Source organism: Plantactinospora mayteni, assembly GCF_016862935.1.
Classification (GTDB): Bacteria; Actinomycetota; Actinomycetes; order Mycobacteriales; family Micromonosporaceae; genus Plantactinospora; species Plantactinospora mayteni.
This window is the reverse complement of sequence record NZ_BONX01000026.1, coordinates 225,513-247,317: the sequence shown is the minus strand read 5'-3', so window position 1 is coordinate 247,317 and position 21,805 is coordinate 225,513. Positions and strand designations below refer to the sequence as shown.

The 21,805-nt window shown below is 72.3% G+C and carries 22 protein-coding genes and 1 pseudogene; 10 read left to right on the top strand and 13 right to left on the bottom strand.

Going from position 1 to position 21,805, the window contains the following annotated elements; genetic code table 11:
• Positions 1–20 precede the first annotated feature (20 nt).
• The 3 genes from Pma05_RS20275 to Pma05_RS20265 all read right to left on the bottom strand — a co-directional run bounded on the left by Pma05_RS20275 (position 21) and on the right by Pma05_RS20265 (position 3,479).
• Positions 21–1,601: a nucleotidyl transferase AbiEii/AbiGii toxin family protein gene (locus Pma05_RS20275; RefSeq protein ID WP_203858999.1), complete on the bottom strand. Its 1,581-nt coding sequence runs from the start codon at positions 1,599–1,601 to the stop codon at positions 21–23.
• 130 nt (positions 1,602–1,731) lie between these two features.
• Positions 1,732–2,373 carry a PaaI family thioesterase gene (locus tag Pma05_RS20270; RefSeq protein WP_203858998.1) on the bottom strand — a complete coding sequence of 214 codons (642 nt, stop codon included), beginning with the start codon at positions 2,371–2,373 and terminating at the stop codon, positions 1,732–1,734.
• 170 nt (positions 2,374–2,543) lie between these two features.
• Complete coding sequence (locus Pma05_RS20265) at positions 2,544–3,479, bottom strand: NADP-dependent oxidoreductase (RefSeq protein ID WP_203858997.1); 936 nt, start codon at positions 3,477–3,479, stop codon at positions 2,544–2,546.
• 92 nt (positions 3,480–3,571) lie between these two features.
• On the opposite strand from Pma05_RS20265, the pseudogene Pma05_RS44350 reads away from it, so the two are divergent.
• The 4 genes and pseudogenes from Pma05_RS44350 to Pma05_RS20250 all read left to right on the top strand — a co-directional run.
• Positions 3,572–4,157, top strand: a pseudogene (locus Pma05_RS44350) (cupin domain-containing protein); the annotation flags it as partial.
• A gap of 125 nt (positions 4,158–4,282) precedes the next feature.
• The gene (locus Pma05_RS44345; protein ID WP_425567747.1) at positions 4,283–4,606 is read left to right on the top strand and encodes a helix-turn-helix transcriptional regulator; all 324 of its coding nucleotides are present in this window, start codon (positions 4,283–4,285) and stop codon (positions 4,604–4,606) included.
• Between the two features lie 244 nt (positions 4,607–4,850).
• A complete protein-coding gene (locus Pma05_RS20255; protein ID WP_203858995.1) occupies positions 4,851–6,722 on the top strand; it encodes an ABC transporter transmembrane domain-containing protein in 1,872 nt (623 codons plus the stop codon).
• Positions 6,719–8,449, top strand: coding sequence for an ABC transporter ATP-binding protein (locus Pma05_RS20250; RefSeq protein WP_203858994.1), 1,731 nt, complete (start codon positions 6,719–6,721; stop codon positions 8,447–8,449). Before Pma05_RS20255 ends, Pma05_RS20250 begins: the two co-directional genes overlap by 4 nt.
• 12 nt (positions 8,450–8,461) lie before the next feature.
• Here the strand turns inward: Pma05_RS20250 and Pma05_RS43505 are convergent, their stop codons facing one another.
• Together Pma05_RS43505 and Pma05_RS20245 are read right to left on the bottom strand one after the other, a co-directional pair.
• Positions 8,462–8,590: an alpha/beta fold hydrolase gene (locus Pma05_RS43505; RefSeq protein WP_275414720.1), complete on the bottom strand. Its 129-nt coding sequence runs from the start codon at positions 8,588–8,590 to the stop codon at positions 8,462–8,464.
• Positions 8,587–8,979, bottom strand: a complete 393-nt coding sequence (locus Pma05_RS20245; protein WP_203858993.1) for a hypothetical protein — start codon at positions 8,977–8,979, stop codon at positions 8,587–8,589. Before Pma05_RS20245 ends, Pma05_RS43505 begins: the two co-directional genes overlap by 4 nt.
• A gap of 128 nt (positions 8,980–9,107) precedes the next feature.
• On the opposite strand from Pma05_RS20245, the gene Pma05_RS20240 reads away from it, so the two are divergent.
• Positions 9,108–9,518, top strand: a complete 411-nt coding sequence (locus tag Pma05_RS20240; protein WP_203858992.1) for a VOC family protein — start codon at positions 9,108–9,110, stop codon at positions 9,516–9,518.
• Positions 9,519–9,585: 67 nt separating this feature from the next.
• Here Pma05_RS20240 and Pma05_RS20235 read toward each other — a convergent pair whose 3' ends face one another.
• Together Pma05_RS20235 and Pma05_RS20230 are read right to left on the bottom strand one after the other, a co-directional pair.
• Positions 9,586–10,272 (bottom strand): hypothetical protein, encoded by a 687-nt coding sequence (locus Pma05_RS20235; RefSeq protein WP_203858991.1) that lies wholly within the window; start codon positions 10,270–10,272, stop codon positions 9,586–9,588.
• A gap of 36 nt (positions 10,273–10,308) precedes the next feature.
• On the bottom strand, positions 10,309–10,875 hold the full coding sequence (locus Pma05_RS20230) for a hypothetical protein (protein WP_203858990.1): 567 nt from the start codon (positions 10,873–10,875) through the stop codon (positions 10,309–10,311).
• Positions 10,876–11,217: 342 nt separating this feature from the next.
• Between Pma05_RS20230 and Pma05_RS20225 the strand changes: the two genes are divergently transcribed.
• On the top strand, positions 11,218–12,051 hold the full coding sequence (locus Pma05_RS20225) for an Fpg/Nei family DNA glycosylase (protein ID WP_203858989.1): 834 nt from the start codon (positions 11,218–11,220) through the stop codon (positions 12,049–12,051).
• Positions 12,052–12,129: 78 nt separating this feature from the next.
• Here Pma05_RS20225 and Pma05_RS20220 read toward each other — a convergent pair whose 3' ends face one another.
• The 3 genes from Pma05_RS20220 to Pma05_RS20210 are packed head-to-tail and all read right to left on the bottom strand — an operon-like array spanning position 12,130 to position 14,089.
• Entirely contained in the window at positions 12,130–12,822 is a 693-nt protein-coding gene (locus Pma05_RS20220; RefSeq protein WP_203858988.1) for an ABC transporter permease, read from the bottom strand.
• On the bottom strand, positions 12,819–13,733 hold the full coding sequence (locus Pma05_RS20215; RefSeq protein ID WP_203858987.1) for an ABC transporter ATP-binding protein: 915 nt from the start codon (positions 13,731–13,733) through the stop codon (positions 12,819–12,821). The genes Pma05_RS20220 and Pma05_RS20215 overlap by 4 nt, the downstream gene beginning before the upstream one ends.
• On the bottom strand, positions 13,730–14,089 hold the full coding sequence (locus Pma05_RS20210; protein WP_203858986.1) for a GntR family transcriptional regulator: 360 nt from the start codon (positions 14,087–14,089) through the stop codon (positions 13,730–13,732). The genes Pma05_RS20215 and Pma05_RS20210 overlap by 4 nt, the downstream gene beginning before the upstream one ends.
• A 668-nt stretch (positions 14,090–14,757) precedes the next feature.
• Between Pma05_RS20210 and Pma05_RS20205 the strand changes: the two genes are divergently transcribed.
• The gene (locus tag Pma05_RS20205; RefSeq protein WP_203858985.1) at positions 14,758–15,006 is read left to right on the top strand and encodes a LamG domain-containing protein; all 249 of its coding nucleotides are present in this window, start codon (positions 14,758–14,760) and stop codon (positions 15,004–15,006) included.
• A 210-nt stretch (positions 15,007–15,216) separates the two neighbouring features.
• Here Pma05_RS20205 and Pma05_RS20200 read toward each other — a convergent pair whose 3' ends face one another.
• The 3 genes from Pma05_RS20200 to Pma05_RS20190 form a co-directional block, all read right to left on the bottom strand.
• On the bottom strand, positions 15,217–15,816 hold the full coding sequence (locus Pma05_RS20200; protein ID WP_203858984.1) for a DUF1707 SHOCT-like domain-containing protein: 600 nt from the start codon (positions 15,814–15,816) through the stop codon (positions 15,217–15,219).
• A gap of 110 nt (positions 15,817–15,926) precedes the next feature.
• The gene (locus Pma05_RS20195) at positions 15,927–17,297 is read right to left on the bottom strand and encodes an FAD-dependent oxidoreductase (protein ID WP_203858983.1); all 1,371 of its coding nucleotides are present in this window, start codon (positions 17,295–17,297) and stop codon (positions 15,927–15,929) included.
• Positions 17,290–18,450 carry a carboxylate-amine ligase gene (locus tag Pma05_RS20190; protein ID WP_203859059.1) on the bottom strand — a complete coding sequence of 387 codons (1,161 nt, stop codon included), beginning with the start codon at positions 18,448–18,450 and terminating at the stop codon, positions 17,290–17,292. Before Pma05_RS20190 ends, Pma05_RS20195 begins: the two co-directional genes overlap by 8 nt.
• A 163-nt stretch (positions 18,451–18,613) precedes the next feature.
• Between Pma05_RS20190 and Pma05_RS20185 the strand changes: the two genes are divergently transcribed.
• The 3 genes from Pma05_RS20185 to Pma05_RS20175 all read left to right on the top strand — a co-directional run bounded on the left by Pma05_RS20185 (position 18,614) and on the right by Pma05_RS20175 (position 21,555).
• The gene (locus tag Pma05_RS20185) at positions 18,614–18,985 is read left to right on the top strand and encodes a DUF6412 domain-containing protein (RefSeq protein ID WP_239312702.1); all 372 of its coding nucleotides are present in this window, start codon (positions 18,614–18,616) and stop codon (positions 18,983–18,985) included.
• Between the two features lie 210 nt (positions 18,986–19,195).
• Positions 19,196–20,053 (top strand): YidC/Oxa1 family membrane protein insertase, encoded by an 858-nt coding sequence (locus tag Pma05_RS20180; RefSeq protein ID WP_203858982.1) that lies wholly within the window; start codon positions 19,196–19,198, stop codon positions 20,051–20,053.
• A 65-nt stretch (positions 20,054–20,118) separates the two neighbouring features.
• Positions 20,119–21,555, top strand: a complete 1,437-nt coding sequence (locus tag Pma05_RS20175) for a glycoside hydrolase family 16 protein (RefSeq protein WP_203858981.1) — start codon at positions 20,119–20,121, stop codon at positions 21,553–21,555.
• Positions 21,556–21,805 lie beyond the last annotated feature (250 nt).

Genomic DNA, 21,805 nt, shown 5'->3' with positions numbered 1-21,805 from the left:
TGGAGTGGCGGGGCGCGAGGTCAGGCCCAGGCCCGGTCGAGTGCCAGCGCGAGCCGCTGCGCCCACTGCCGCGCGGTGCCGGCGATGCCGGGGTACTCGTCGACGAAGTTGGTCCAGTCGACGTCCCAGCCGAGCACCGTCTCGGCGGTGAAGGCGTCGGCCTCGGCACCGAGTTCGGCCCGCAGGAGGGTACGGACGAGGGCCCGGTCGACGGTGGTGTGCTCGGCGAGGAGCGTGGCGTCGTACAGGTCCTTGCCCTGCGGGTACGCGTCGGTGGCCAGCCACAGCAGCTTCCAGGCCAGGGACAGCGCGGCGGGGGCGGCGAGCACCGGCTCCTCGACGTGCGGCAGCACCAGCACCTCCGGTGCGAGCGGGAGCCGTTCACCGAACACGATGTCGAGCTGCACGTGGCCGTCCGGCGCATCCGGGGTGCGGAACGGGATCGCCAGCCGCCGCCCGTCGGCCCGCTCGTACGTCCAGATCGCCGACTCGGTGATCTGGTCCGCCCGCAGGCCGGCGTCGTCCGGGATGCTCCGGACAGCGGCCTTGAGGTCGTCGAGCAGTACCCGGGCGTCGGGGGTGCCGCTCTTGATCGTGTGCGGGGTGACGACGAAGTCGAGGTCGCCCGGCTCCCGGGCCGCGCTGCCGACCCAGGCCGCCATCGTGACACTGCCGCGCAGCACCAGGTGCTCGGCTCCCCAGCGGGTCGCGGCGACCGCCGCCAGGATGCGGTTCAGCGCGGTGTGCCGGGCGCTGATCCACCGCTCGCCGGTGGCCGCCACCAGGAAGGTCGGCTCACCGGCGCGGTAGGCGTGCTGGTACTGCTTCAGCGCCGGGTCGAACGCCGCCCGCTGCCGGACCGTCGGGTCGGCGGGCAGCGGCCGGTAGGTCGGCGGGTACTCCAGGGAGCCGACCGGTGCGGATCGCATCCTGTTCTCGCGCTCGGTCGCCCGGTCGCCGGCGTTCCAGGCGGGAGCGTCGGCCAGCCAACCCTGGTCGTGCGACAGCCGGTCGTCGAAGACGACGTACTCCTGCTCGACCGTCACGATCTCGACGCCGGCCGACCGGAGGGCCGCGACGAGCGCGTCGAGTCGCTGCTTGGCGGTGTCGAGCCCGACGCCGTGGCAGCGCTGGGTCACGAACCTCTCCTGCGCGCCGTCGGCCCGCTCCCGACGGGCGTTGCGGGACAACCGGGCGTCGTGCGGCGCGACCACGTCGGTGACGGCCAACAGGTGCGCGACCGTCGCGGCGGGCAGCAGCAGCTTGACGTGGTGCTCGAAGTACCGCCCCGCCGGCTCGACCGCCGCGTCCGCGTCGGACCGCGGTACCCCGACACACCACGGCGCCGCCTCGATCTTGGATCGGCACGGGTGTACGCCCACCCCGCGCAGCTCGCGTTGCCAGCGCTGCACCACGGCGTGCTGCTCGGTCAGGGTGCCCCGGCCGGTCAGGGTGAGCATCGGCTGCGAGGCGAAGACCCCACGGTCGAGCACGATGTGCAGGTACTTCACCCCGTGTTCCGCCGCGAACGCCGCCAACTCCCCGGCGTGCTGCCCATGAACCGTAATGTGGATCTCGAAGTCCCCCGACACCTCAGACACCGGCGTAGCGTACGCCGGTCCGCCGCCAGGGCTGGCCACCGTCGACCTGGACAACAGATGCGTTACCGGCGGCGGTTAGCGCTTCTGTTGTCCAGGTGAGCGAAGTGCTGGCCATGCTTGACGGGAGATGTCAGGCGGGCAGGGCGATCCAGGTGGCGCGGGCGCGGGCCAGTTCGGTGCCGTCCGGGGCGTACAGGGTGGTGTGCACCAGGGCCTTGCGGCCTTCGGCGGAGGCGAGGGCGCCGCGTACGACGCACTCGTCGCCGGGGGTGGGCAGCCGGTGCAGGAGTACGGCGATCCGGCCCAGCACGTACGGGCGGCCGGCGCCGATCACCGACCAGCCGCCGGGGCAGTCCAACACGGCCCAGACGGTCGGGGCCGAGACGTCGTCCGGGACGGTCCACGGGGCGGCGGTGCTGCCGTCGGCGAGCCGCCCGGGGAAGATGCCCAACCCGTCGGTGCGCTCGGGGCCGCAGACATAGCAGGTCGGGAACGGGTGGTCGGCGAACCCGGCGTACTCCTTGGCGGCCCGGACCGCGTCCGCGTACCCGATCGGTGGGACCACGGTGTCGACCTCGGCCTCCGCCGCGACCTCGGCCACGACGGTGCCGTCGGCGGTGCGGACCTGGCAGTCGCGCAGCGTCAGCGGGGTGTCCAGCGGCGGCGGCATCCGGAGCGTGACCTCGCCGCTCTCGCCGTGCGCGAAGAGGCCGGCGGAGTAGCCGCCGTTGCCGGAGCCGGGCGGCCCGTTGAACCGGGCGGGGATCTGCATCGGTCCGCCTTCCGCGAGGTCAGGGCCCGGGTCACGGGCCGGCGAGGAAACGATCCCACGGTACGCGGCACGCCGGCCCGGTGCGGGCGCCCAGGGTGTCCCGGACGCCCGCGGGGGGCGTCATGCTATTGCGGAAAACTGTCCACATCCAAGCGTCACTCTGTCGCTTATCATGCGGCGCTTGCGGGGATCAGCAGGGTCTTGCCCCGGGTTCGCCCCGCCTCGGCGTCCCGGTGCACCGAGGCCAGCTCGGCCAGCGGCCGGGAGTCGGCGACGTCCAGCGCGACGATGCCGGCGTCCACCAGCTCGACCAGCTCGGTGAGCTGAGCGGGATCGTTGCGGACCACGAACCGCGTCGACCGGACCGGTGAACCGGCCGGCGCCTCGACCGGGGCCGTCGCGGAGACCAGGATCCCGCCCGGCCGGACCAGCCGCAGCAGGGCGGCCCCCTGACGCGCGTCGACCGGGACCAGGTTGAGCAGCGCGTCGACCGGCTCGTCCAGCGCCTCGGCCAGCGGGGTCGCGGTGTAGTCGACGATCCGGTCGACGCCGAGTCGGCGCAGCGGGTCGGCGCTGCGCGGGCTCGCGGTCGCGATCACGTACGCCCCGGCGTGCTTGGCTAGCTGCACGGCGAAGCCGCCGATGCCGCCGCCCGCGCCGTTGACGAACACCCGCTGCCCGGGGGTGAGCCGGGCGTGCTCGTACACCGCCTGCCAGGCCGTCAACCCGGCGACCGGCAGGGCGGCGGCGTGCGCCAGCGGCACCGTGCCGGGCGCCGGCACCACCGTGCCGGCCGCCGCGACCACGTAGTCCGCGGCGGCGCCGCCGGTGTCGACCCGACCCACCACCCGGTCCCCGACGGTCCGGCTCCGCACCCCACCGCCGACCTCGACGACCGTGCCGGCCACGTCCCAACCCAGGGTGTACGGCAGCTCCAGCGCGAAGAGCGAGCGCAGCAGTCCCATCCGCAGACCGATGTCGGACGGGTTGAACGCGGTGGCGGCCACCTCGATCAGCACCTGACCGTCGCCGGGGACCGGCCGGGGGACCTCTTCGTAGCGGATCACGGAGGCGTCGCCGTACCCGTGGATTCGTGCGGCTCTCATGAACAGAAACCTATGGTGGGAGACCGAGACGGCCCATGCTTGCCGATCCCCGGTTCATATTCGATCGTCTCGATCCGGATACCGTTGCCGGGATGGACGTGCTCAGTGACGTGGTCGCGGTGATCCGGACCGGCCGGCCGAGGTCGGCGCGGCTGGCCTGGCACGCCCCGTGGGCCCAGGAGTTCGGACCGGTACCCGGAGCCGCCGGCTTCCAGGTGATCCTCGGCGGCCCTTGCTGGCTGATCCGGCCGGAGACCGTGCCTGTGCCACTGGCCGCCGGAGACGTGCTGTTCCGGCCGCACGGGCGCGGACACGTCCTGGCCGACAGCCCGTCGACCCGACCCACCGCGCCGGCCTGCGACCCGACCGACCCGCGACTCCTCGCCCGAGCCGCCGTCGACACCATCGGTCCGGCTGGCGGCGACACACTGGACGGGGAGGCCGGGCTGACGGTGACGCTCTGCGGGGCGTACGAACTCGACCCGGCCCGGACCCATCCGCTCCTGGACGACCTGCCCGAGCTGATCCACCTGCCCGCGCACCTCGGGCGGTACCCCGACCTGCGGGCCACCGTCGACCTGCTCGCCGCCGAACTCGCCTCGCCCCGACTCGGCACCGACGCCCTCGTGCCGGCGCTGCTCGACACGCTGCTGCTCTACATCCTGCGCGCCTGGTTCGACCGACCGTCGGCGACCGGCAGCGGCCACGGCAGCGGCAGCGGCCACGGCACCGGCACCGGCAGCGGCGGCGGCGGCCACGGCAGCGGCACCGGCACCGGCTGGGCAGCCGCGCTGCGCGACCCGGTGACCAGCGCGGCGCTGCGGGCCATCCACCGCGAACCGGCCCGACCGTGGACGGTCGCGAGCCTGGCCGCCGAGGCCGGGCTGTCCCGGGCACCGTTCGCCCGCCGGTTCACCGCACTGCTCGGCCAGCCGCCGCTGGCGTACCTGAGCTGGTGGCGGATGACCACCGCCGCCCGGCTGCTCCGGGAATCCGACGCGCCGCTGACCACCATCGCCGGGCAGGTCGGTTACGCCTCGGAGTTCGCCTTCGGCGCCGCGTTCAAGCGCCGCTACGGCATCGCCCCCGGGCGTTATCGACGCGGCGATCACCAGCGGGAGGTCTGAGAGCGGTACCAGTCGATATGTTGCCCAGCATGGAGATCCGCCCGTACCGGCCCGGCTGCACGTCGGCATGATCACCGCCAACCGCCCGGCCCGGGCCTTCTACGACCGGCTCGGCTTCCACGTGGTGGATGTCACGGACCCCGGCCCACTGACCTACCTTGGCCTGCGCTTCTGACCGGCGCCGCGGTTCCGCCCACCGCTGAAATGGCTGGGTACCCGCGCCCGGCGTCGGTAGCCTGAGGCGGTGTCCCCGCAGCTCCCGCACCCCGAGCCAGGGGTGCCGGACACCCGGGGACCACTGCGCTACATCTGGTGGCTGGTACGCAGCCAACCCGTCCGGGTAATGCGGGGCAGCCTGCTCGGCACCGCCTGGATGGTCGGGCTGTCGATGCGGCCGTACCTCGTCTCCCGGGCGATCGACGACGGACTGCGGACCGGTGACACCCGTGCCCTGCTGTTCTGGGTCGCCGCGATCGTCGTCGCCGGGTTCGGGCTGGCCCAGCTCGGGATCCAGCGGCACCGCACGATGACCTTCATCCGGGAGGACGCGAGCGCCCGCTCCGCCGCCGTACTGCTGCGGCAGCTCTCCCGGATCGGCGCCGTACTCCCGCGCAAGCTCGCCGCCGGTGAGGTCGCCACCCTCGGCGGCTCCGACATCACCAACACCTCGCACGTGTTGACGATGACCGGCCCGGGCGTCGGCGCGATCGTGGCGTACGCGGTCGTCGCGGTCATCCTCTGGTCGGTCTCCCCACAGCTCGCCCTCTGCGTACTGCTGGGCGTGCCGGCGGTCGCCATCCTGATCGGGCCGCTGCTGCGCCGGCTGGACCGGGCCGAGTCGAGCTACCGGCAGCGGCAGGGCATCCTCACCACCCGGGCCGGAGACATCGTCGCCGGGCTGCGCGTGCTCGCCGGGGTCGGCGGCCGGGACCTGTTCGCCCGCCGGTACGCGGCCCGGTCCCAGGAGCTGCGGGACGAGGGCTACCGGGTCGGCGCGGTCGGTAGCTGGATCGAGGCGCTGACCGTCGCGATCCCGGCCGGCTTCCTCGCCGCCGTGGTCTGGCTGGCGGCCAGGATGGCCGTGGACGGCGACATCACCATCGGGCAGCTCGTCGCCGTCTACGGCTACGTCGCGGTACTGGTCGTCCCGGTGTGGTTCCTGATGGAGGCGAGCTACCAGATGATCCGGGGCCGGGTGGCGGCCCGCCGGATCATCACGCTGCTCAGACTGACTCCGGACGACGGCACCGGCCCGCCCCCGCACGACACCGGTGGCGCGACCCCGGACAACGGCACCAGCTCGGCCCGGAACGGTGTCGGCGGCTCGGTCCGGGGCGACGGCACCGGTTCGGTTCGGGGCGGTGTCGGCGGCTCGATGGAGCGGGCCGCCCCGACCGGCCTCGCCGAGCTGCACGATCCGGCCACCGGGCTGACCGTGCCGGCCGGGCGGCTGGTCGGGGTCGCTGCCGCCGACCCGGCCGAGGCGATCGCCCTGGCCGACCGGCTCGGGCGCTATGTCGGCAGCGAGGCGACCTGGGGCGGCGTGCCGCTGGCCGCGATCGCGCTGCCCGAGGTACGGGCCCGGATCCTGGTCGCCGACCACGACTCCTACCTCTTCGCCGGTACCCTGCGGGAGATCCTGCACAGTGGACGGCGGCAGGCCGACACCGAGCTGCGCGGCGCGCTGCGGGTCGCCTCGGCCGAGGACGTCGTGGACGCCCTGCCCGAGGAGCTGGACACCCCGATCGACACCCGCGCCCGTCGGCTCTCCGGCGGCCAGCGGCAGCGGGTACGCCTGGCTCGGGCGCTGCTGGTCGAGCCGGAGGTGCTGATCCTGGTCGACCCGACCTCGGCGGTGGACGCGCACACCGAGGCGCGGATCGCCCAGCGCCTCCGGGCGGCCCGGGCCGGTCGCAGCACGATCCTGCTCGCCACCTCCCCGCTGCTGCTCGGGTACGCCGACCAGGTGGCGCACCTGTGCGACGGGCGGGTCGTCGACACCGGTACGCACGCCGAGCTGCTCGACCGTGACCCGGGTTACCGGGCACTGGTCTCCCGGGACGGCGAGCCGGTCCCGGCCGGGGGGGCCGCCGACGGTGCGGGGGCGCTGCGGTGACCGGTCTGCCGGTGGCGGACCCGGCCACCGTACGCCGGGCCGCGCGCGAGCTGATCGGCCGGGACCGGCGGGCGGTCGCCGTCATCCTGGTGTTGCACGTCGCGGCCACCGTCGCCGGGCTGGCCGCACCGTGGCTGCTCGGGATCATCGTCGACAAGGTGGTGGCCGGCGCCGGGACCGGCACGATCGACCGGTTGGCGTTGGCGATCGTCGGCTGCGTACTGGTGCAGACCGTGCTCTCCCGCTACGCCCAGTACGCCGGCCACCGGTTCGGTGAGCGCGCGGTGGCCCGGCTGCGCGAGGAGTTCGTCCGGCGGACGCTGGCGCTGCCGGTCTCGGTCGTCGAGCGGGCCGGCACCGGAGACCTCGCCACCCGCAGCTCGGTCGACGTCGCCACGGTCGGGGTCACGGTCCGCCAGGTGGTGCCGGTGGTGGTGATCGCCTCGGCGCAACTGACCCTGCTCTTCGGGGCGATCTTCCTGCTGCACCCGGTACTCGGCGTCGCCGCGCTGGCCGGTCTGCCGTCGATCGTCGCGGTGACCCGCTGGTATCTGCGCCGGGCCTCCACGGCATACCTCGCCGAGGGTGCCGCCTCGGCGGAGCTGACCGAGACCCTGACCACCACCGCCGAGGGGGCCCGGACGGTCGAGGCGCTCCGGCTCGCCGACGAACGGGTCGCGCACGGCCGGACCCGGATCGGGCAGGTCTGGGCGACCCGGCGACGTACCCTCGGGCTGCGCTCGGTCTTCTATCCCGTGGTGGAGTCGAGTTACGCGTTGCCGATCGCGGCGGTGTTGCTGGTCGGCGGCCTCTGTCTCGACAACGGACTGGTCACCCTCGGCGAGGTGGTCGCCGCCGCGCTCTACCTGCAACAGGCGATCGGCCCGCTGGACCAGATCCTGCAATGGATGGAGCAGGCACAGCGCGGCCTCGCCTCGTTCGCCCGGGTGCTCGGCGTCGGCCAGGTGCCGCCGGAGCCGCGCGGTCGCGGCTCCGTCCCGTCCGGGGAGCGGATCGAGGTCCGGGGCGCGCGCTTCGGCTACTCCGACGGCCCGGACGTGCTGCACGGCATCGACCTGGTGGTCCGGCCCGGCGAGCGGCTGGCCATCGTCGGGCCGTCCGGGGCCGGGAAGTCGACGCTGGCCCGGCTGCTGGCCGGGATCGACCGCCCCCGGCACGGCGAGGTGAACCTCGGCGGCTGTCCGGTCACCGATCTCGACCCGGCGGAACGACGCCGCCGGATCGCCCTGGTCACCCAGGAGCACCACGTCTTCCTCGGCTCGCTGCGGGACAACCTGGCCTTCGCCGCCCCGGACGCCACCGACGCAGAGATGCGCTCCGCGCTGGTCGCGGTCGGTGCCGAGTGGTACGCCGAACTGCCCGACGACCTCGACACCGAACTCGGGGACGGGGCCCGGGAGTTGAGTCCCGCCGACGCGCAGCAGGTCGCGCTGGCCCGGCTGGTACTCGCCGACCCGCACACGCTGATCCTCGACGAGGCGACCGCCGCACTCGACCCGACCACGGCCCGGCGTACCGAGCGGGCGTTGGGTGTGGTGCTGGCCGGGCGTACGGTGATCGCGATCGCGCACCGGCTGAACACCGCACACGACGCCGACCGGGTGGCGGTGATGGCGGACGGCCGGATCACCGAGCTGGACAGCCACCACGAGCTGCTCCGGGCCGACGGCGCGTACGCCGCCCTCTGGCGCTCCTGGCACGGCTGACCCGCACCCTCCTCAGCGCAGTGCCCCGAAGAAGGTCCGTACGTCGGCGACGAAGAGATCCGGCTCCTCCATCGCGGCGAAGTGCCCGCCCCGGTCGTACTCCGTCCAGTGCACGTTGTTGTTGTCCCGTTCGGCGGTCATGATGGCTCCCGGACCGGCTCGGCGGGCTCGGTGCCGGAGTCCGAGATCGTGGCCTCCTGCTCGCCGAGCCACCGGGTGTGGGTCTCCCAGGCGGACTGCTTGCTGGTGGCGAGTGCGGCGCCGATCTGCGTCCAGGAGGCGCCGGTCGCCCGAGCCGTCCGGACCGTCAACTGCCGGCCGTAGCTCGCCTTCCGCACGATCACCTCGCCGAGGGCGAGCAGCTCCAACGCCTCCTCCCGACTCAGCGGCCGGGCGTCCGGGTCGGCCCCGGCGTCGTCGTCGGGCTCGTCGCCGGCCGGGGCGAGCGCGTCCCGGAGCCGGAGCTGGTCGTATCGGGCGGCGGCGGTCAGCAGGGTGAACCGTTGCTCCAACTCGTCGGGTGTGGTCATGCGGTCCAGCCTGCCGTCAGATCACCTTGACGTCAAGTTGACTTGACGATTGCCCACGGCTGGAACCCGGGACGCCGTTCGGTCGTTAGTCCCCGACGACGGCCTCATCCGCGACCGAGGAGCATCCGGTGCCGACTCGACTCAACCCGTACCTCAACTTCAGTGGCAACGGCCGGGAGGCGATGGAGTTCTACCAGCGCGTCTTCGGGGGCAACCTGGTGGTCAACACCTTCGGCGAGTTCGGTACCGAGGGTGCCCAGGCCGACCAGGTCATGCACGCCATGCTCGAGACGGACAGCGGGTTCACCCTGATGGGCTCCGACCTGCCGCCCGAGATGGACTACACCCCGGGCAACACCATCACAGTGAGCCTGAGCGGGGACGACATGGACGAGCTGCGCGGCTACTGGACCGCACTCTCCGAGGGCGGCATCGTGTCGGTGCCGCTGGAGCGGCAGATGTGGGGCGACGAGTTCGGCGCCTGCGTCGACCGGTTCGGCGTACCGTGGATGGTCAACATCTCCCCGGCACGCACCTGAGCCGACCGGTCAGGCGGGTCGTGTACCGGCTCCCCGGATGCGCTACCCCGGGGAGCCGGTCACGGTGTCACCTGGTGCCGGCCGCCTTCTCGATGGCGGTGGCGAGTTCGGCGAGGGTGCGTACGCCGCCCCAGCCGGGTGGGAGTTCGGAGTGTTCGGCCTCGATGGCGAGCATCTCGGCGTCCTGCGCGCCCTGCATCCACATCCCGTCGACGTACGGCCCCCACAGGGCGGCTCCGGCCGGGATGGCGGACGGGCGTACCACCGTCGCCGTCGGGTACGGCCGCCAGGTCGTGAGGTCGCCCAGTACGGCGACGACCCTGGCCTGTGGGTTCAGCGCGTCGAGTGAATCCGGGGTGGCCCGGCTGCCCTTCGGCACGGCCAGGTATACCTTGCCGTCGGTGACCCGACCGGCGTCGCCGTGCAGCACCTTGTCGACGGCGACGACGAAGGTCGCGTAGGCGTTGGCCTCCCGGCGCGTCATGGCCTCGTCGGGATAGGTGACCTGGATTCCGTCGCCGATCTCGACCACGGTCCCCTGGACGATCAGATCGGCCGAGTCCACCGCGTCGGCCGGGGAGGTGAGCGGCTCGTAGTCGCTGTGCATGCCCTGGCCGGCCGCTGCGGTCAGCGCCCGCACCGACGCCGTACCCTCCTGGTCGCCGCCGACGACGGCGGACCAGGCGGCGGAGCTGAGTGCGACCGCGACGGCGGCCGTGCCCACCAGTGACTTGACGACAGTCGTGGTTCTCATCGGTGTTGCCTCCTCTCGGGATTGCCTACGGCCGGCTCAGTACGTCGCGTTGATGTGGCTGACGTCGTGGGAGTGGAAGGAGCGCCAGGTCATGGAGGTACTCGGGATCTGGCCGCTCATCATGGCGCAGTCGTGGGCGGCCGGAGAGTGATGGCCGAGCCCGATGGTGTGGCCGATTTCGTGGAGTGCGGTCTTCTGCTGGTCCTCCACGTCGTAGCTACCCTCGTTGATCTTGGCGAAGTCCATGTAGATGGCCGCCTGGTTGCACCGGTTGCTGCCCGCGTGGAAGTCCTGGCACACCGCCCGGCCGCGAAGGTTGTCCTCCAGGTCCACCCGCGACCAGACGATGTCGGTACCGCTGGCGCAGGTCTCCAGGATGTCGTACATGTCCGTCTGGTCGTCCAGCCGGTCCATCGCCCAATGCACCCGGCTACGGTGTTCCGGGAAGTTGTCCCAGGTCGTGTTGAAGCAGTACGCGTGACCGGCGCTGTCCGCGATGTAGCGGCTGCTGTTGTCGGGGAACTCGGTCGCCTGCGCGGCGGCCGGCGTGACGAACACGGCGCCGAGTACGACGACCGCGATCGCGAGCAGTCGCTGTGCCACGTCGCCGAGGCGATCGAGGCGATCTAGGCGGGTGGACGAACGCGGGACCGCTGGGCCGGGGGATCTGTCGGCCATTTCCTGCCCTCTTTCCGATGTAGACGTCAAGGCCGGGTCGGTTGGCGGTGGTGGGTGCCCGGTGCCGGATGGTCCGTGGACGCCGGATGGTCCGTGGATGCTCGGATGGTCGGTGGATGCCGGATGGTCCGTGGAGAATCAGCCTGCCAGCCGGCGGAATCGGCCAACCAGGGCCGCGAGCGGACATCGACCGGACATTGCCCGGGCGGCACCGGTCGGAGTGGGATCGCGTCGGGGTGCCGTCCGCGCTGTCTATGCTTGGCAACCATGCCCGAGGGTCACACCGTGCACCGGCTGGCAGCTCGGCACCAGGAGCTGTTCGGCGGGGAGAAGGTGCTGGCCAGCAGCCCGCAGGGGCGGTTCGCCGAGGGAGCCGCCCTACTCTCCGGGTCCGTACTCGACTCCACCGAGGCGTACGGCAAGCATCTGCTGCACCACTACGACGGCGGGCAGGCGCTGCACGTACACCTCGGGCTCTACGGGAAGTTCGCCGACGGGGACGGTGAGCCGCCGGCGCCGGTCGGCCAGGTCCGGTTGCGGCTGCACACCGACCTGCACTGGCTGGACCTGCGCGGCCCGGCCGCCTGCGAGCTGCTCTCCCCGCCGGAGGTGGACGCGCTGCGGGCCAGGCTCGGCGCCGACCCGCTGCGCGCCGGCGCCGACCCGGACGCCCCGTACGCCCGGATCCGGCGCAGCCCCACCGCGCTGTTCGCGCTGCTGCTCGACCAGTCGATCGTGGCCGGTACCGGGTTGATCTTCGTGACCGAGGCGCTGTTCCGGGCCGGCCTGCCACCGACCACTCCCGGGCGGGACCTCACCCCGGACGGCTGGCGGAAGATCTGGGCCGACCTGGTGCGGTTGATGACGGCGGCCGTCGACACGGGCCGGATCGACACCGTGCATCCCCAGCATCTGCCCGAGGCGATGGGCCGACCGCCCCGGGTCGACCGGCACGGCGGCGAGGTGTACGTCTACCGCCGGGCCGGCCTGCCCTGCCACCTCTGCGGCAGCGCGGTACTCCGGGCCGACCAGGCCGGCCGCAACTCGTACTGGTGCCCCCGTTGTCAGCGGGCACCGCGCCGGTCCCGCGCCAAGCGGTGAACCGGACCCCTGCCACGGCAGAGGTCCGGTGTTCCCCGCCCGGCCCGGCGGTGGCGCGGCGCGTTGGCCAGCCGCCGGTCAGGGCGTGACGCGGCGGATGGTCAGGTAGCCGGCCCCGGCGAGCAGGGCGGTCAACAGCGCAGGCCAGCCGACGAACCAGGCCGCCATCGGCTGGTCGACCAGCCAGCCCTCGATGTCGGACCAGAGATCCAGCCAGGTGATCAGTACGGCGACACTGGCCAGCACGAGCAGGGTGGCGGTGCTCAGCAGCCACATTCCGGTCAGCCCGAACCGCTTGTAGAAGACCGCGACGAAGATGCCGAGGAAGCCGAGCAGGATGAACGGCATCGTGTAGATCGCGATCTGGAGCAGCGGGTTCTGCTGGTCGATGAAGTTCAGCCCGAAGAACCGTAGCCGGATCCCCCAGCCGTTCGTGGCCTCCTCGATCAGTTGGCAGCAGAAGAGCAGTACGCCGAAGACGACGGACTGGACCACCAGGAACAGCGCGGTGGCCAGATAGAAGGTCCGCCGGATCACGCTCAGGGCCATGCTGAACGGCAGGAGCTGGGTGATCCAGTTGATACTGGTGACGAAGACGATGATGTAGATCGAGGCGATCGCGCCGGTCGTCGGGTTGTCCTCGATGTCGCCGATGGACAGGAAGAGGGCATAGTTCACGGCGAAGACCATCAGGAGCAGCAGCCAGGGCCAGCCGACGGTGTTCTGCCAGCCGACCAGTTGGACCCGGCTCACGGTCAGCACGCGGTTCATCGGGTGGTCTCCTTCCGGGTACCGGTGGCGTCGCCGCCGGACCGGGCCTGTGCGGTGGTGAGCCGGACGACGATGTCCTGGAGCGAGACCGCTTCCAGGTCCAGCCCGAGCGCCTTCGCCTGGGCGCGTTCGGCGGTGCCGAAGTCGCCGCGCAGGGTCGCCCGGGCGTACCGGCCGAGGGTCTCGCGGTGCAGTTCCTCGTTGCGCGCGGCCAGTTCGTCGACCGCGCTGGCCGGCCCGGCCACGGTGACCACCTGGCCGCGTAGCGCCTCGGCGGTGGTGTCCAGCAGCATCCGGCCCTGGTCCAGCAGCAGTACGTGTTCGAGCAGCTCGCCGACCTCGTCGATGAGGTGGGTGGAGAGCAGCACGGTCCGGGGGTGCTCGGCGTAGTCGGTGAGCAGGTGGTCGTAGAAGAGGTGCCGGGCGACGGCGTCGAGACCGAGGTACGGCTCGTCGAAGAGGGTCAGCGGGGCCCGGGAGGCGAGCCCGATGATGATGCCGAGCATCGAGTGCATGCCCCGGGACAGCTTCCGGACCTGCCGGCCCAGCGGCAGCCGGAAGTCCTCCAGCAGCGCCTGCGCGAACTCCTCGTCCCAGTCGGGGAAGAGCAGCCGGGCCGACTCCAGCGCGTGCCGCACCTTGAAGTACTGCGGGTAGGTCTGGCTCTCCTTGATGAAGCAGACCCGGGACATCACCGCCTCGTTCTCGTACGGCGGCTTTCCGTCGATGGTCAGCTTGCCCGAGCTGGCCAGCAGTTGCCCGGTCATGATCTGCATCAGAGTGGTCTTGCCGGCCCCGTTCCGGCCGAGCAGGCCGTGGATCCGGTTCTCCTCCAGCGTGAAGCTGACGTCGTCCAGGGCGGTGACGTCGCGGAACCGTCTGGTGAGGTGCTCGGCGCGCACCGTACTCATCGGCCCTGCTCCCATCGGTCGATCATGCGCTTCAGTTCGTCGGCGTCGATGCCGAGCTTGCCTGCCTCGGCGAGCAGTGGGTGCAGGAACTGCTGGGCGAACTCCTCGCGACGGCGGTCCCGCAGCTTCGCCCGGGCGCCGGTGGCGACGAACATGCCGATACCTCGCTTCTTGTAGAGAATTCCGTCGTCCACCAACTGGTTGACGCCCTTGCCGGCGGTTGCCGGGTTGATCCGGTGGAAGGCCGCCAGCTCGTTCGTGGAGGGCACCTGGCCCTCCTCGGCGAGCGTGCCGTCGATGATCGAGTTTTCGATCAGCTCGGCGATCTGGAGGAAGATCGGTCGCCCGTCCTCCATCAGCCGGACCCGCCCGCCGACCGCCGGGGCCTGGGCGGTGGGCCGGCCGGGCTCGGCTTCATGGGTTCATTACTCATGTAACTAACCATCTAACCAACCCGCCGCCCTGTCAAGGTCGGGGAGCCGACTCCCGGGGTTGCCTCGGCCACATCCCCTGGACCTCCGCCGAGTCGGCCGAGTCGATATATAGTGACGTCTATCTATTGATGTCCGCGCCCGCGTTCCCACCCGCCCAGGCGTGGCGATCGGCGTGGAGGTGGGCGAGATGGGCGTACGGGAACGGCTCGCGGCGGGACTGCTGCCGGTGCTGGTGGCGACGGGCGGACTGCTGGCGGTGGCGGTACCGGCCGACCGGGCCGAGGCGGCGACCTGGGAGACCCTGGTCGACGGCACGTCGTTCCAGGACCGGAACGCGCTGATGGCCGAGTGGAACTTCCGCTACCCGTGGGGCTCCGACCACAACGGCAGCGCCCGGATGTACGGCAGCGCCACCGACAACAACCACGTCTACCTCTCGCCGGCCGGGCAGCTCAACCTCAAGGCCACCCGGATCACCTGGGACGAGGGGACCAGCAGCAGTTCGCCGTTACCTGCCGATCCGCTACCACTCCGGCGCGATCCACGCCAAGGACCAGATCCTGGTCAACGACCAGTTCCCGAACTACGAGGTGAAGGGGGAGTTCCAGGCGCCGTCGAGCCGGGGCACCTGGCCGGCGTTCTGGCTGACCGGGGCGTGGAGTTGGCCGCCGGAGAGCGACATCCTCGAATACAAGGGCGACAGCCGGAACTGGTTCAACACCTTCCGCACCTCGTCGGACGTGTCGAGCACCATCGTCAACGTGTCGTCACCGGGGAGTTGGCACGAGTACCGGGTCTGGATGACCAAGGTGAACGCCACCGACGTGGACATCCACTAACTACCTGGACGGGCAGTGGAAGGCGCAGCACCGGGCGGCCGGGTTCGTCGGCAAGCCGCTCTGGGTGATCATCAACCTTCAGATGGAGGGGTCGAGCGGCAGCCCTGGGCCGAGCGCGGAGACGTTCTACCGGGCCCGCAACGTCTACATCGGACGTACCCGGAACTGAACCGGCTCAGCGCCAGCGGGTTCGGGAACGTCGACGCGAACTCAGCGCCAGCGGCGCTTGGGCGGGCGTACGGTCACCGAGCCGAATATGACCTTGGAGTTCACCTCCAGCACCGGGCCGCCGGGTGGGGCGGTGCCACGCAGCTTGGACTCCTTGCTACCGAAGATCGCCGTACCGGTGAGCCGCACCTCCACCCCCTCCGGTACGAAAATCGTCACCGATCCGAAGATCGCGGTCGCCTCGATCGTGACCACCGGGTGCGAGAGCGTGGTGTCCTGCAACTCGATGTGGCACTCGCCGAAGATCGACTGCGCCTCCAGCCGGGCCGGCACCGGCCAGCGCCCCTTGCGGGACTCGTTGCCGAAGATCGCGACCAGGCGCTCCGGAGCCGGCTCGGCAACGCCGGACTCCGACCGACGGGCCGGTACCGGAGCGCCCGTCGAGTCGGTCGGCAGGTCGTCGGTGAGCCGGGCCAGTTCACCCCGGGTCTTCGCGGCGTGCGCGGCGGTGGCCCGGTCGGCGTACTCGTCCAGGGTCAGCCGGCCTTCGGCGGCGGCCGTACCGAGCAACTCGACGACCTGCTCCCGCTCCCGGTCGGAGACCCGGATCCGGTCGGCGTCGTCCTGCGGTTCCCGCTCCATGGCGGCACAGCCTATCGGCCGCGCGCCGCCCGGTCATCGCCCGACCACTGGGGGTCTCAGGCGGAGCCGGCCAGCGCCGAGGGGCGGGACTTCCCTCCCCGACATCCGGCTCAGCGGATCGCCTCGACCGCCTTGCGGGCGGCGACCAGTACCGGATCCCAGACCGGGGCGTACGGCGGCGCGTAGCCGAGGTCGAGGTTGGCCATCTCGTCCACCGTCATCCGGTTCCACAGCGCCACGGCCAGCACGTCGATCCGCTTCGCCGCCTCGGAGAGCCCGACGATCTGGGCGCCGAGCAGCCGCCCACTGCGCCGCTCGACGATCAGCTTCACCGTCATCGGCTTCGCCCCGGGGAAGTAGCCGGCCCGGTTCGTCGACTCCACCCGTACGGTGACGAACTCGAAGCCGGCCGCCGCCGCCTCGGCCTCGCGCAGCCCGGTACGCCCCACCTCCAGGTCGCAGACCCGGGTCACGGCGGTACCGACTATCCCGGCGAAGGTGGCGTACCCGCCGCCGATGTTGATCCCGGCGATCCGGCCCTGCTTGTTGGCGTGGGTACCGAGCGGCACGTAGACGGGCTGGCCGGAGACCCGGTGCACCGACTCGACACAGTCGCCCGCCGCCCAGACCCCGGGGGTGTCCATCACCCGCATCCGCAGGTCGACCCGGATTCCACCGGTCGGGCCGATCGGCAGCCCGGCCTCGGCCGCGAGTGCGGTGTTCGGGCGTACCCCGAGACCCAGCACCACGATGTCGGCCGGCAGCGTGCCGTGCTCGGTGACCACGGCGGCGACCCGGCCGTCCCGGGACTCCAGCCCGGTCACACTGACCCCGCTGCGCACCTCCAGGCCCAGCCCGCAGAGCGCCTTGCGGACCAGGGCTCCCATGTCCGGGTCGACGGTCGACATCGGTTCGGGGCTCCGCTCGACCAGGCTGACCGACAGGCCGCGCTGGATCATCGCCTCGGCCATCTCGACGCCGATGTAGCCGCCGCCGACCACCACCGCCCGGCGCGGCGCCGGATCGCCGTCCAGCCAGTCGATCAGCGCGGCGCCGTCGTCCATGGTCTGCACGCCGAACACCCCGGCCGCGTCGGTGCGGGCCCAGTCCGGGGTCGCCGGGACCGCGCCGGCCGCGTACACGAGCTGGTCGAAGCGCTCCCGGACCTCGCGCCCGCCGTGTTCCAGGTCCCGGGCCACCACCTCGCGGCGGGCCAGGTCGATGCCGACCACCTCGTGCCGGACCCGCACGTCGACCTGGAAGTCCTCCCGGAAGGTGGCCGGATCCCGGCTGACCAGTTGGTCCGCGTCGTCGACCAGCCCACCCACCCAGTAGGGAATGCCGCAGGCCGAGTATGACGTGTAGTGCCCGCGCTCGAACGCCACGATCTCCAAGTCGCCGGCGTCCCGGTGCCGTCGGGCCTGTGACGCGGCGGACATCCCCGCCGCGTCGCCGCCGACCACCACCAGCTTCTCAGCCATCGCCGGCGCTGCCCCGGGTACGCCGGACCAGGTCCGCCAGCACGTCGGAGATCTCGTGCCGCCTGGCGTACGCGGCCCGTTGCCGGGCGGCGCCGGTGCCGTGCGCCTGCAACCGGCTCAGCAGCGCGGTGACCAGGTGCAGGTCCCCGTGCCGTTCCAGCGCCGGCTGGAGCCGGGTGAAGAGCCGGCGCATCAGGTGCCAGCCGGGCCGCAGACCACCGCCGACCGGGTCGACGCCCAGCCCTTCGAGCCCGTCGTGCGCCGCCCGCCAGTGCGCCGCCACCAGCATGTGGTGCGGCACCGGGGGCGCCGGCAGCCCGGCCGCGATGTCGGCCAGCGCGGTGTCGACCAGGGCCCGGATCAGGGCCGCGAGCAGGATCGTGTCGTCCAGCCCGGGGCAGACGTCGCCGATCCGGATCTCCACCGTCGGATACTTCGACGACAGCCGGGCGTACCAGTAGAGCATGCCCTCGTCGAGCATCATCCCGGTGCCGATCAGGTCGTCGACCAGGCTCTCGTAGTGCGCGTACGACTCCAGCCAGGGGGTCGGGGCCACCGACGGCCAGCGCTCCCAGAGCACCGATCGCCAACTCGCGTACCCGGTGTCCCGGCCGCAGTAGAACGGTGAGTTCGTGGTGGCGGCGTGCAGGATCGGCAGCGCCGGGCGGAGGTGGTTGAGCACCTGCACCGCGATCTCCGGCTCGGGTACCCCGACGTGCACGTGCAGGCCGTTCACCCCGGGCGACGGTACGACCAGCCCGAACCGCTCGATCATCTGGTGGAACCGGGGACTGTCCACCAGCGGCGGCACCGGGCCGTCGACCGGGCCGGTACCGACCGCGACCAGCCGTACGCCGGCCGCCTCGGCCGCGCCGGCCAGCCCGGTACGCAGCAGCCCGAGCGAGTGCCGAAGCGCGCTCAGCTCCAGGCCGGGCGGGGTGCCGATCTCGATCTGGCTGGTCTGGAACTCGTGCTGTACCTGCCCGCGTAGCTCGTCCGGCACCTCGGCGAGTACCGCCTCCACCGCAGGTGCCGCCGCCCCGGTCACCGGGTCGACGAGCAGGAACTCCTCCTCGACCCCGACCGTCAGTGGCTCCGGTCCGGCGTCCGGCACAGGGCTTCTCGGCGCGACCAGTCCGCTGGCCATCACCATCACCATCACCCGCCCGTCCTCGATCGGAACAGCGTCGCTGACGCGACCAGTAGCTCATTACCCTCAGTGTCGATGCCGGGAAACTCCTCTGGGACACCAATCGCGGCATCAGCGGCTCCACATCTGGCTGGATGATCGTCGTGCCTTGGGGAAGGACGCGTGCTTGCCCGCGTTGACTAGCCTGGGCGCCGTGCCGGGGACGGTGTTGAGGTCCACCTCCGGCCGGGCGGGTCCGCTCGGCGGGGTGGCGGTGCTGCTGGGCTGGCTGGCGTACGCGCTGGCCCAGGTCGGCACGCCCACCGGGCCGGCGGTCGAGGCGCTGGCCGGTGCCGCGGTGCTGGCCGCGGCGTCCCTGCTCGCGGTCGCCCTGGCCGGCCGGCTGCCGGCCGGTCGGGACGGGGCCGTCGACCGGGTACGCCAGACCGCCACGTTCCGGCAGCGGTCCCGCCGGTCCCGGATACCTCGCCAGCTCGATCCCGACGCCGCTGGTCGACCCCGGCCCCGCGCACCGTCGGCGCACCCCTCGGCCGGCTAGCGGCAGCACCGTCCGCCGCTCCGCCGGTCGATTCCGTTTCCACCTGCCCGTACGTCCGCTCGGCTGCCAGAGAGCTGCCGGGGCCGTCCCCTGTCGCGTTGCCGCAGGACGCCCCGACACCTCGGCGGCCGGTTTCGGCGTCGGGTCATCCCGCCCGGGCCGGGGTCGATCCCCGTCCGGCGTTCCGGAATCGAGCCGAGGGGTTCTCCCATGCTTGCCTTCGCACCACTCGACGGCGCCGTCGGGGCCGCCGCGCACGTCGTCGCACTTCTCGCCGCCGCGGTGCACCCGGTCGCCGGTACCGCTGCCACCGCCGTCGCGATCGTGCTGTTCACCATCGGGATACGACTGTTGATCTCGCCGCTGAGCTGGGCGCAGATCCGGGGTGAGCGGCGTCGCGCCGCGCTGGCGCCCCGGATCCGGGAACTCCAGCGGCGGCACCGTAACCAGCCGGACCGGCTTCGGACCGAGCTGGTCGCGCTGCACCGGGAGGCCGGGGTCTCGCCGTTCGGCAGCCTGCTGCCAGGGCTGGCCCAGGCGCCGTTCTTCTTCCTGATGTACCGGCTCTTCGCCCTGCCGGGTGACGCTGGCTCGGCCACCGGCGCCGACGGGCTGGACGGCTCCGGCGATGGATCCGGTGCCGGCGGGTTGCTGGCCGAGCGGCTGTTCGGGGTACCGCTCGGCCAGCATCTCGGCGACGGGCTGGCCGGGGCGGCCGGGCCGGTCTTCGGCGTACTTCTCGGGCTGCTGGTGTTGCTGGCCTCGTGGTCCTCGCGGCGGATGCGCCGGGCGGCGGGCCTGGCCGGGCCGGCCGACACGCCGGTGGGCGGTACCTCGGCGGCCGGTACCTCGGCGGGCGGCACCGAGGTGCCCGGCGCGGCGGTGCTCGGCAGGCTGCTGCCGCTGCTGCCGTACGCGACGGTGCTGGTCGCCCTGGTCATGCCGCTGGCGGCGGTGCTGTATCTGGTCACCACCACGGCGTGGACCGCGCTGGAGCAGGTGGTGCTGCGGCGCGGCGGGGCATCGACAAGTGTTGACACGCGAGGGTCCGGGACGTACAACTCCTGAGAGAGCGCTCTCTCGGCTCCCCGTCCCCCGTCGGGCTCCCCGTCCCCTGTAGAGAGGCCCCGCACATGAACACCACCCGGATCGTCCGGCCGGACTCCGCCGGCCGGCCCACCAGACGGCGCCTCGCGCTGCTGGTGGCCGCCTCCACCCTGCTCGCCACGGTCGTCAGCACGGTGACCGTGACCGCCAACGCCGCCATCCCACCCCCGCCCTCCGGCTGGAGCCTGGTCTGGGGCGACGACTTCACCGGCGTGGCCAACACTCTGCCGTCGTCGGCGAACTGGATCATCGACACCGGCACCAGCTATCCCGGCGGCCCGCCGAACTGGGGCACCGGCGAGATCCAGACCTACACCAACAGCACCGCCAACGTCAGCCACGACGGCAACGGCAACCTGCGGATCACCCCCATCCGCAACGGCTCCGGCCAGTGGACGTCGTCCCGGATCGAGACCGTCCGCACCAACTTCAAGGCGCCCGCCGGCGGGGTGTTGGCGATCGAGGGCCGGATCCAGATGCCGAACGTGACCGGTGCCGAGGCGGCCGGCTACTGGCCGGCGTTCTGGGCGCTCGGCGCGCCGTACCGGGGGAACTACCAGAACTGGCCGGGGATCGGCGAGTTCGACGTGATGGAGAACGTCAACGGGATCAACTCGGTCTGGGGCGTACTGCACTGCGGCGTCGCGCCGGGCGGGCCGTGCAACGAGTTCAACGGCATCGGCGCGCAGCGGGCCTGCCCCGGCTCGACCTGCCAGTCGGCGTTCCACACCTACCGGTTCGAGTGGGACGCCTCGGTCAGTCCCCAGCAACTGCGCTGGTACGTCGACGGCCAGCACTACCACACCGTCACCCAGTCCCAGGTCGGCTCGTACTGGTCGCAGATGACCGACCACGCCGGGTACTTCCTGCTGCTCAACGTCGCGATGGGCGGCGCGTTCCCGAACGGCGTGGCCGGCGGCACCACCCCGACCGCGGCCACCGTCTCCGGCCGGCCGATGCTGGTCGACTACGTGGCGGTCTACAGCCGGGGCGGTGGCACCAACCCGACCGACCCGCCGACCACCCCGCCCCCGACCACGCCGCCGCCCGGCGGCACGGTGAGCGCGTACTCGACGATCCAGGCCGAGGCGTACAACGGGCAGCAGGGTGTCGGGGTCGAGGCGTGCAGCGAGGGCGGCCAGAACATCGGCTGGCTGGCCAACGGTGACTGGGTCCGGTACGACCGGGTCGACTTCGGCTCGACGCCGCCCCGGGACTTCGTGGGCCGGGTCGCCTCGGGTGCCGGTGGCGGGGTGAGTGGCCTGGTGCAGGTCCGGGTGGACAGTCCGACCGGTCCGGTGCTGGGCAGCTTCGCCGTCGGCAACACCGGCGGTTGGCAGAGCTGGCAGTCGATTCCCGGCAACGTCTCGGCGGTGACCGGGGTACGTACCGTCTACCTGACCTTCAGCAGCGGCCAGCCGGCGGACTTCGCCAACCTCAACTGGTTCACCTTCCGCCGCTGAGCGCGGGCAAGGCTCCGCCGCTGAGCCTGTGAAGCCTGCGCGGCTGAGCCCGGGCAAGGCTCCGCCGCTGAACCTGGGAAGGCTGCGGCGCTGAGCCTGAGAAGCCCGCGTTGCTGCGTCCGCGTGGGCGGTCAGGACCGGTCCGGCCGGCGTCTCCGGCTTCTCGGCCCACCGGAGGCGCCGGCCCCACGGGTGCGTGGGTGGCTCTGCCGTCGTGCGGGGCCACTCCACGCACCCTCTTGCGTAAAAC

Coding starts and splice junctions, on each gene's coding strand:
- Pma05_RS20190 (WP_203859059.1), bottom strand. CDS start 18,450: ATGGTGATGGCCAGCGGACTGGTCGCGCCGAGAAGCCCTGTGCCGGAC.
- Pma05_RS20200 (WP_203858984.1), bottom strand. CDS start 15,816: ATGGAGCGGGAACCGCAGGACGACGCCGACCGGATCCGGGTCTCCGAC.
- Pma05_RS20265 (WP_203858997.1), bottom strand. CDS start 3,479: ATGAGAGCCGCACGAATCCACGGGTACGGCGACGCCTCCGTGATCCGC.
- Pma05_RS20180 (WP_203858982.1), top strand. CDS start 19,196: ATGCTTGCCTTCGCACCACTCGACGGCGCCGTCGGGGCCGCCGCGCAC.
- Pma05_RS20195 (WP_203858983.1), bottom strand. CDS start 17,297: ATGGCTGAGAAGCTGGTGGTGGTCGGCGGCGACGCGGCGGGGATGTCC.
- Pma05_RS20210 (WP_203858986.1), bottom strand. CDS start 14,089: ATGGAGGACGGGCGACCGATCTTCCTCCAGATCGCCGAGCTGATCGAA.
- Pma05_RS20235 (WP_203858991.1), bottom strand. CDS start 10,272: ATGAGAACCACGACTGTCGTCAAGTCACTGGTGGGCACGGCCGCCGTC.
- Pma05_RS20215 (WP_203858987.1), bottom strand. CDS start 13,733: ATGAGTACGGTGCGCGCCGAGCACCTCACCAGACGGTTCCGCGACGTC.
- Pma05_RS20175 (WP_203858981.1), top strand. CDS start 20,119: ATGAACACCACCCGGATCGTCCGGCCGGACTCCGCCGGCCGGCCCACC.
- Pma05_RS20225 (WP_203858989.1), top strand. CDS start 11,218: ATGCCCGAGGGTCACACCGTGCACCGGCTGGCAGCTCGGCACCAGGAG.
- Pma05_RS20270 (WP_203858998.1), bottom strand. CDS start 2,373: ATGCAGATCCCCGCCCGGTTCAACGGGCCGCCCGGCTCCGGCAACGGC.
- Pma05_RS43505 (WP_275414720.1), bottom strand. CDS start 8,590: ATGACCGCCGAACGGGACAACAACAACGTGCACTGGACGGAGTACGAC.
- Pma05_RS20245 (WP_203858993.1), bottom strand. CDS start 8,979: ATGACCACACCCGACGAGTTGGAGCAACGGTTCACCCTGCTGACCGCC.
- Pma05_RS20220 (WP_203858988.1), bottom strand. CDS start 12,822: ATGAACCGCGTGCTGACCGTGAGCCGGGTCCAACTGGTCGGCTGGCAG.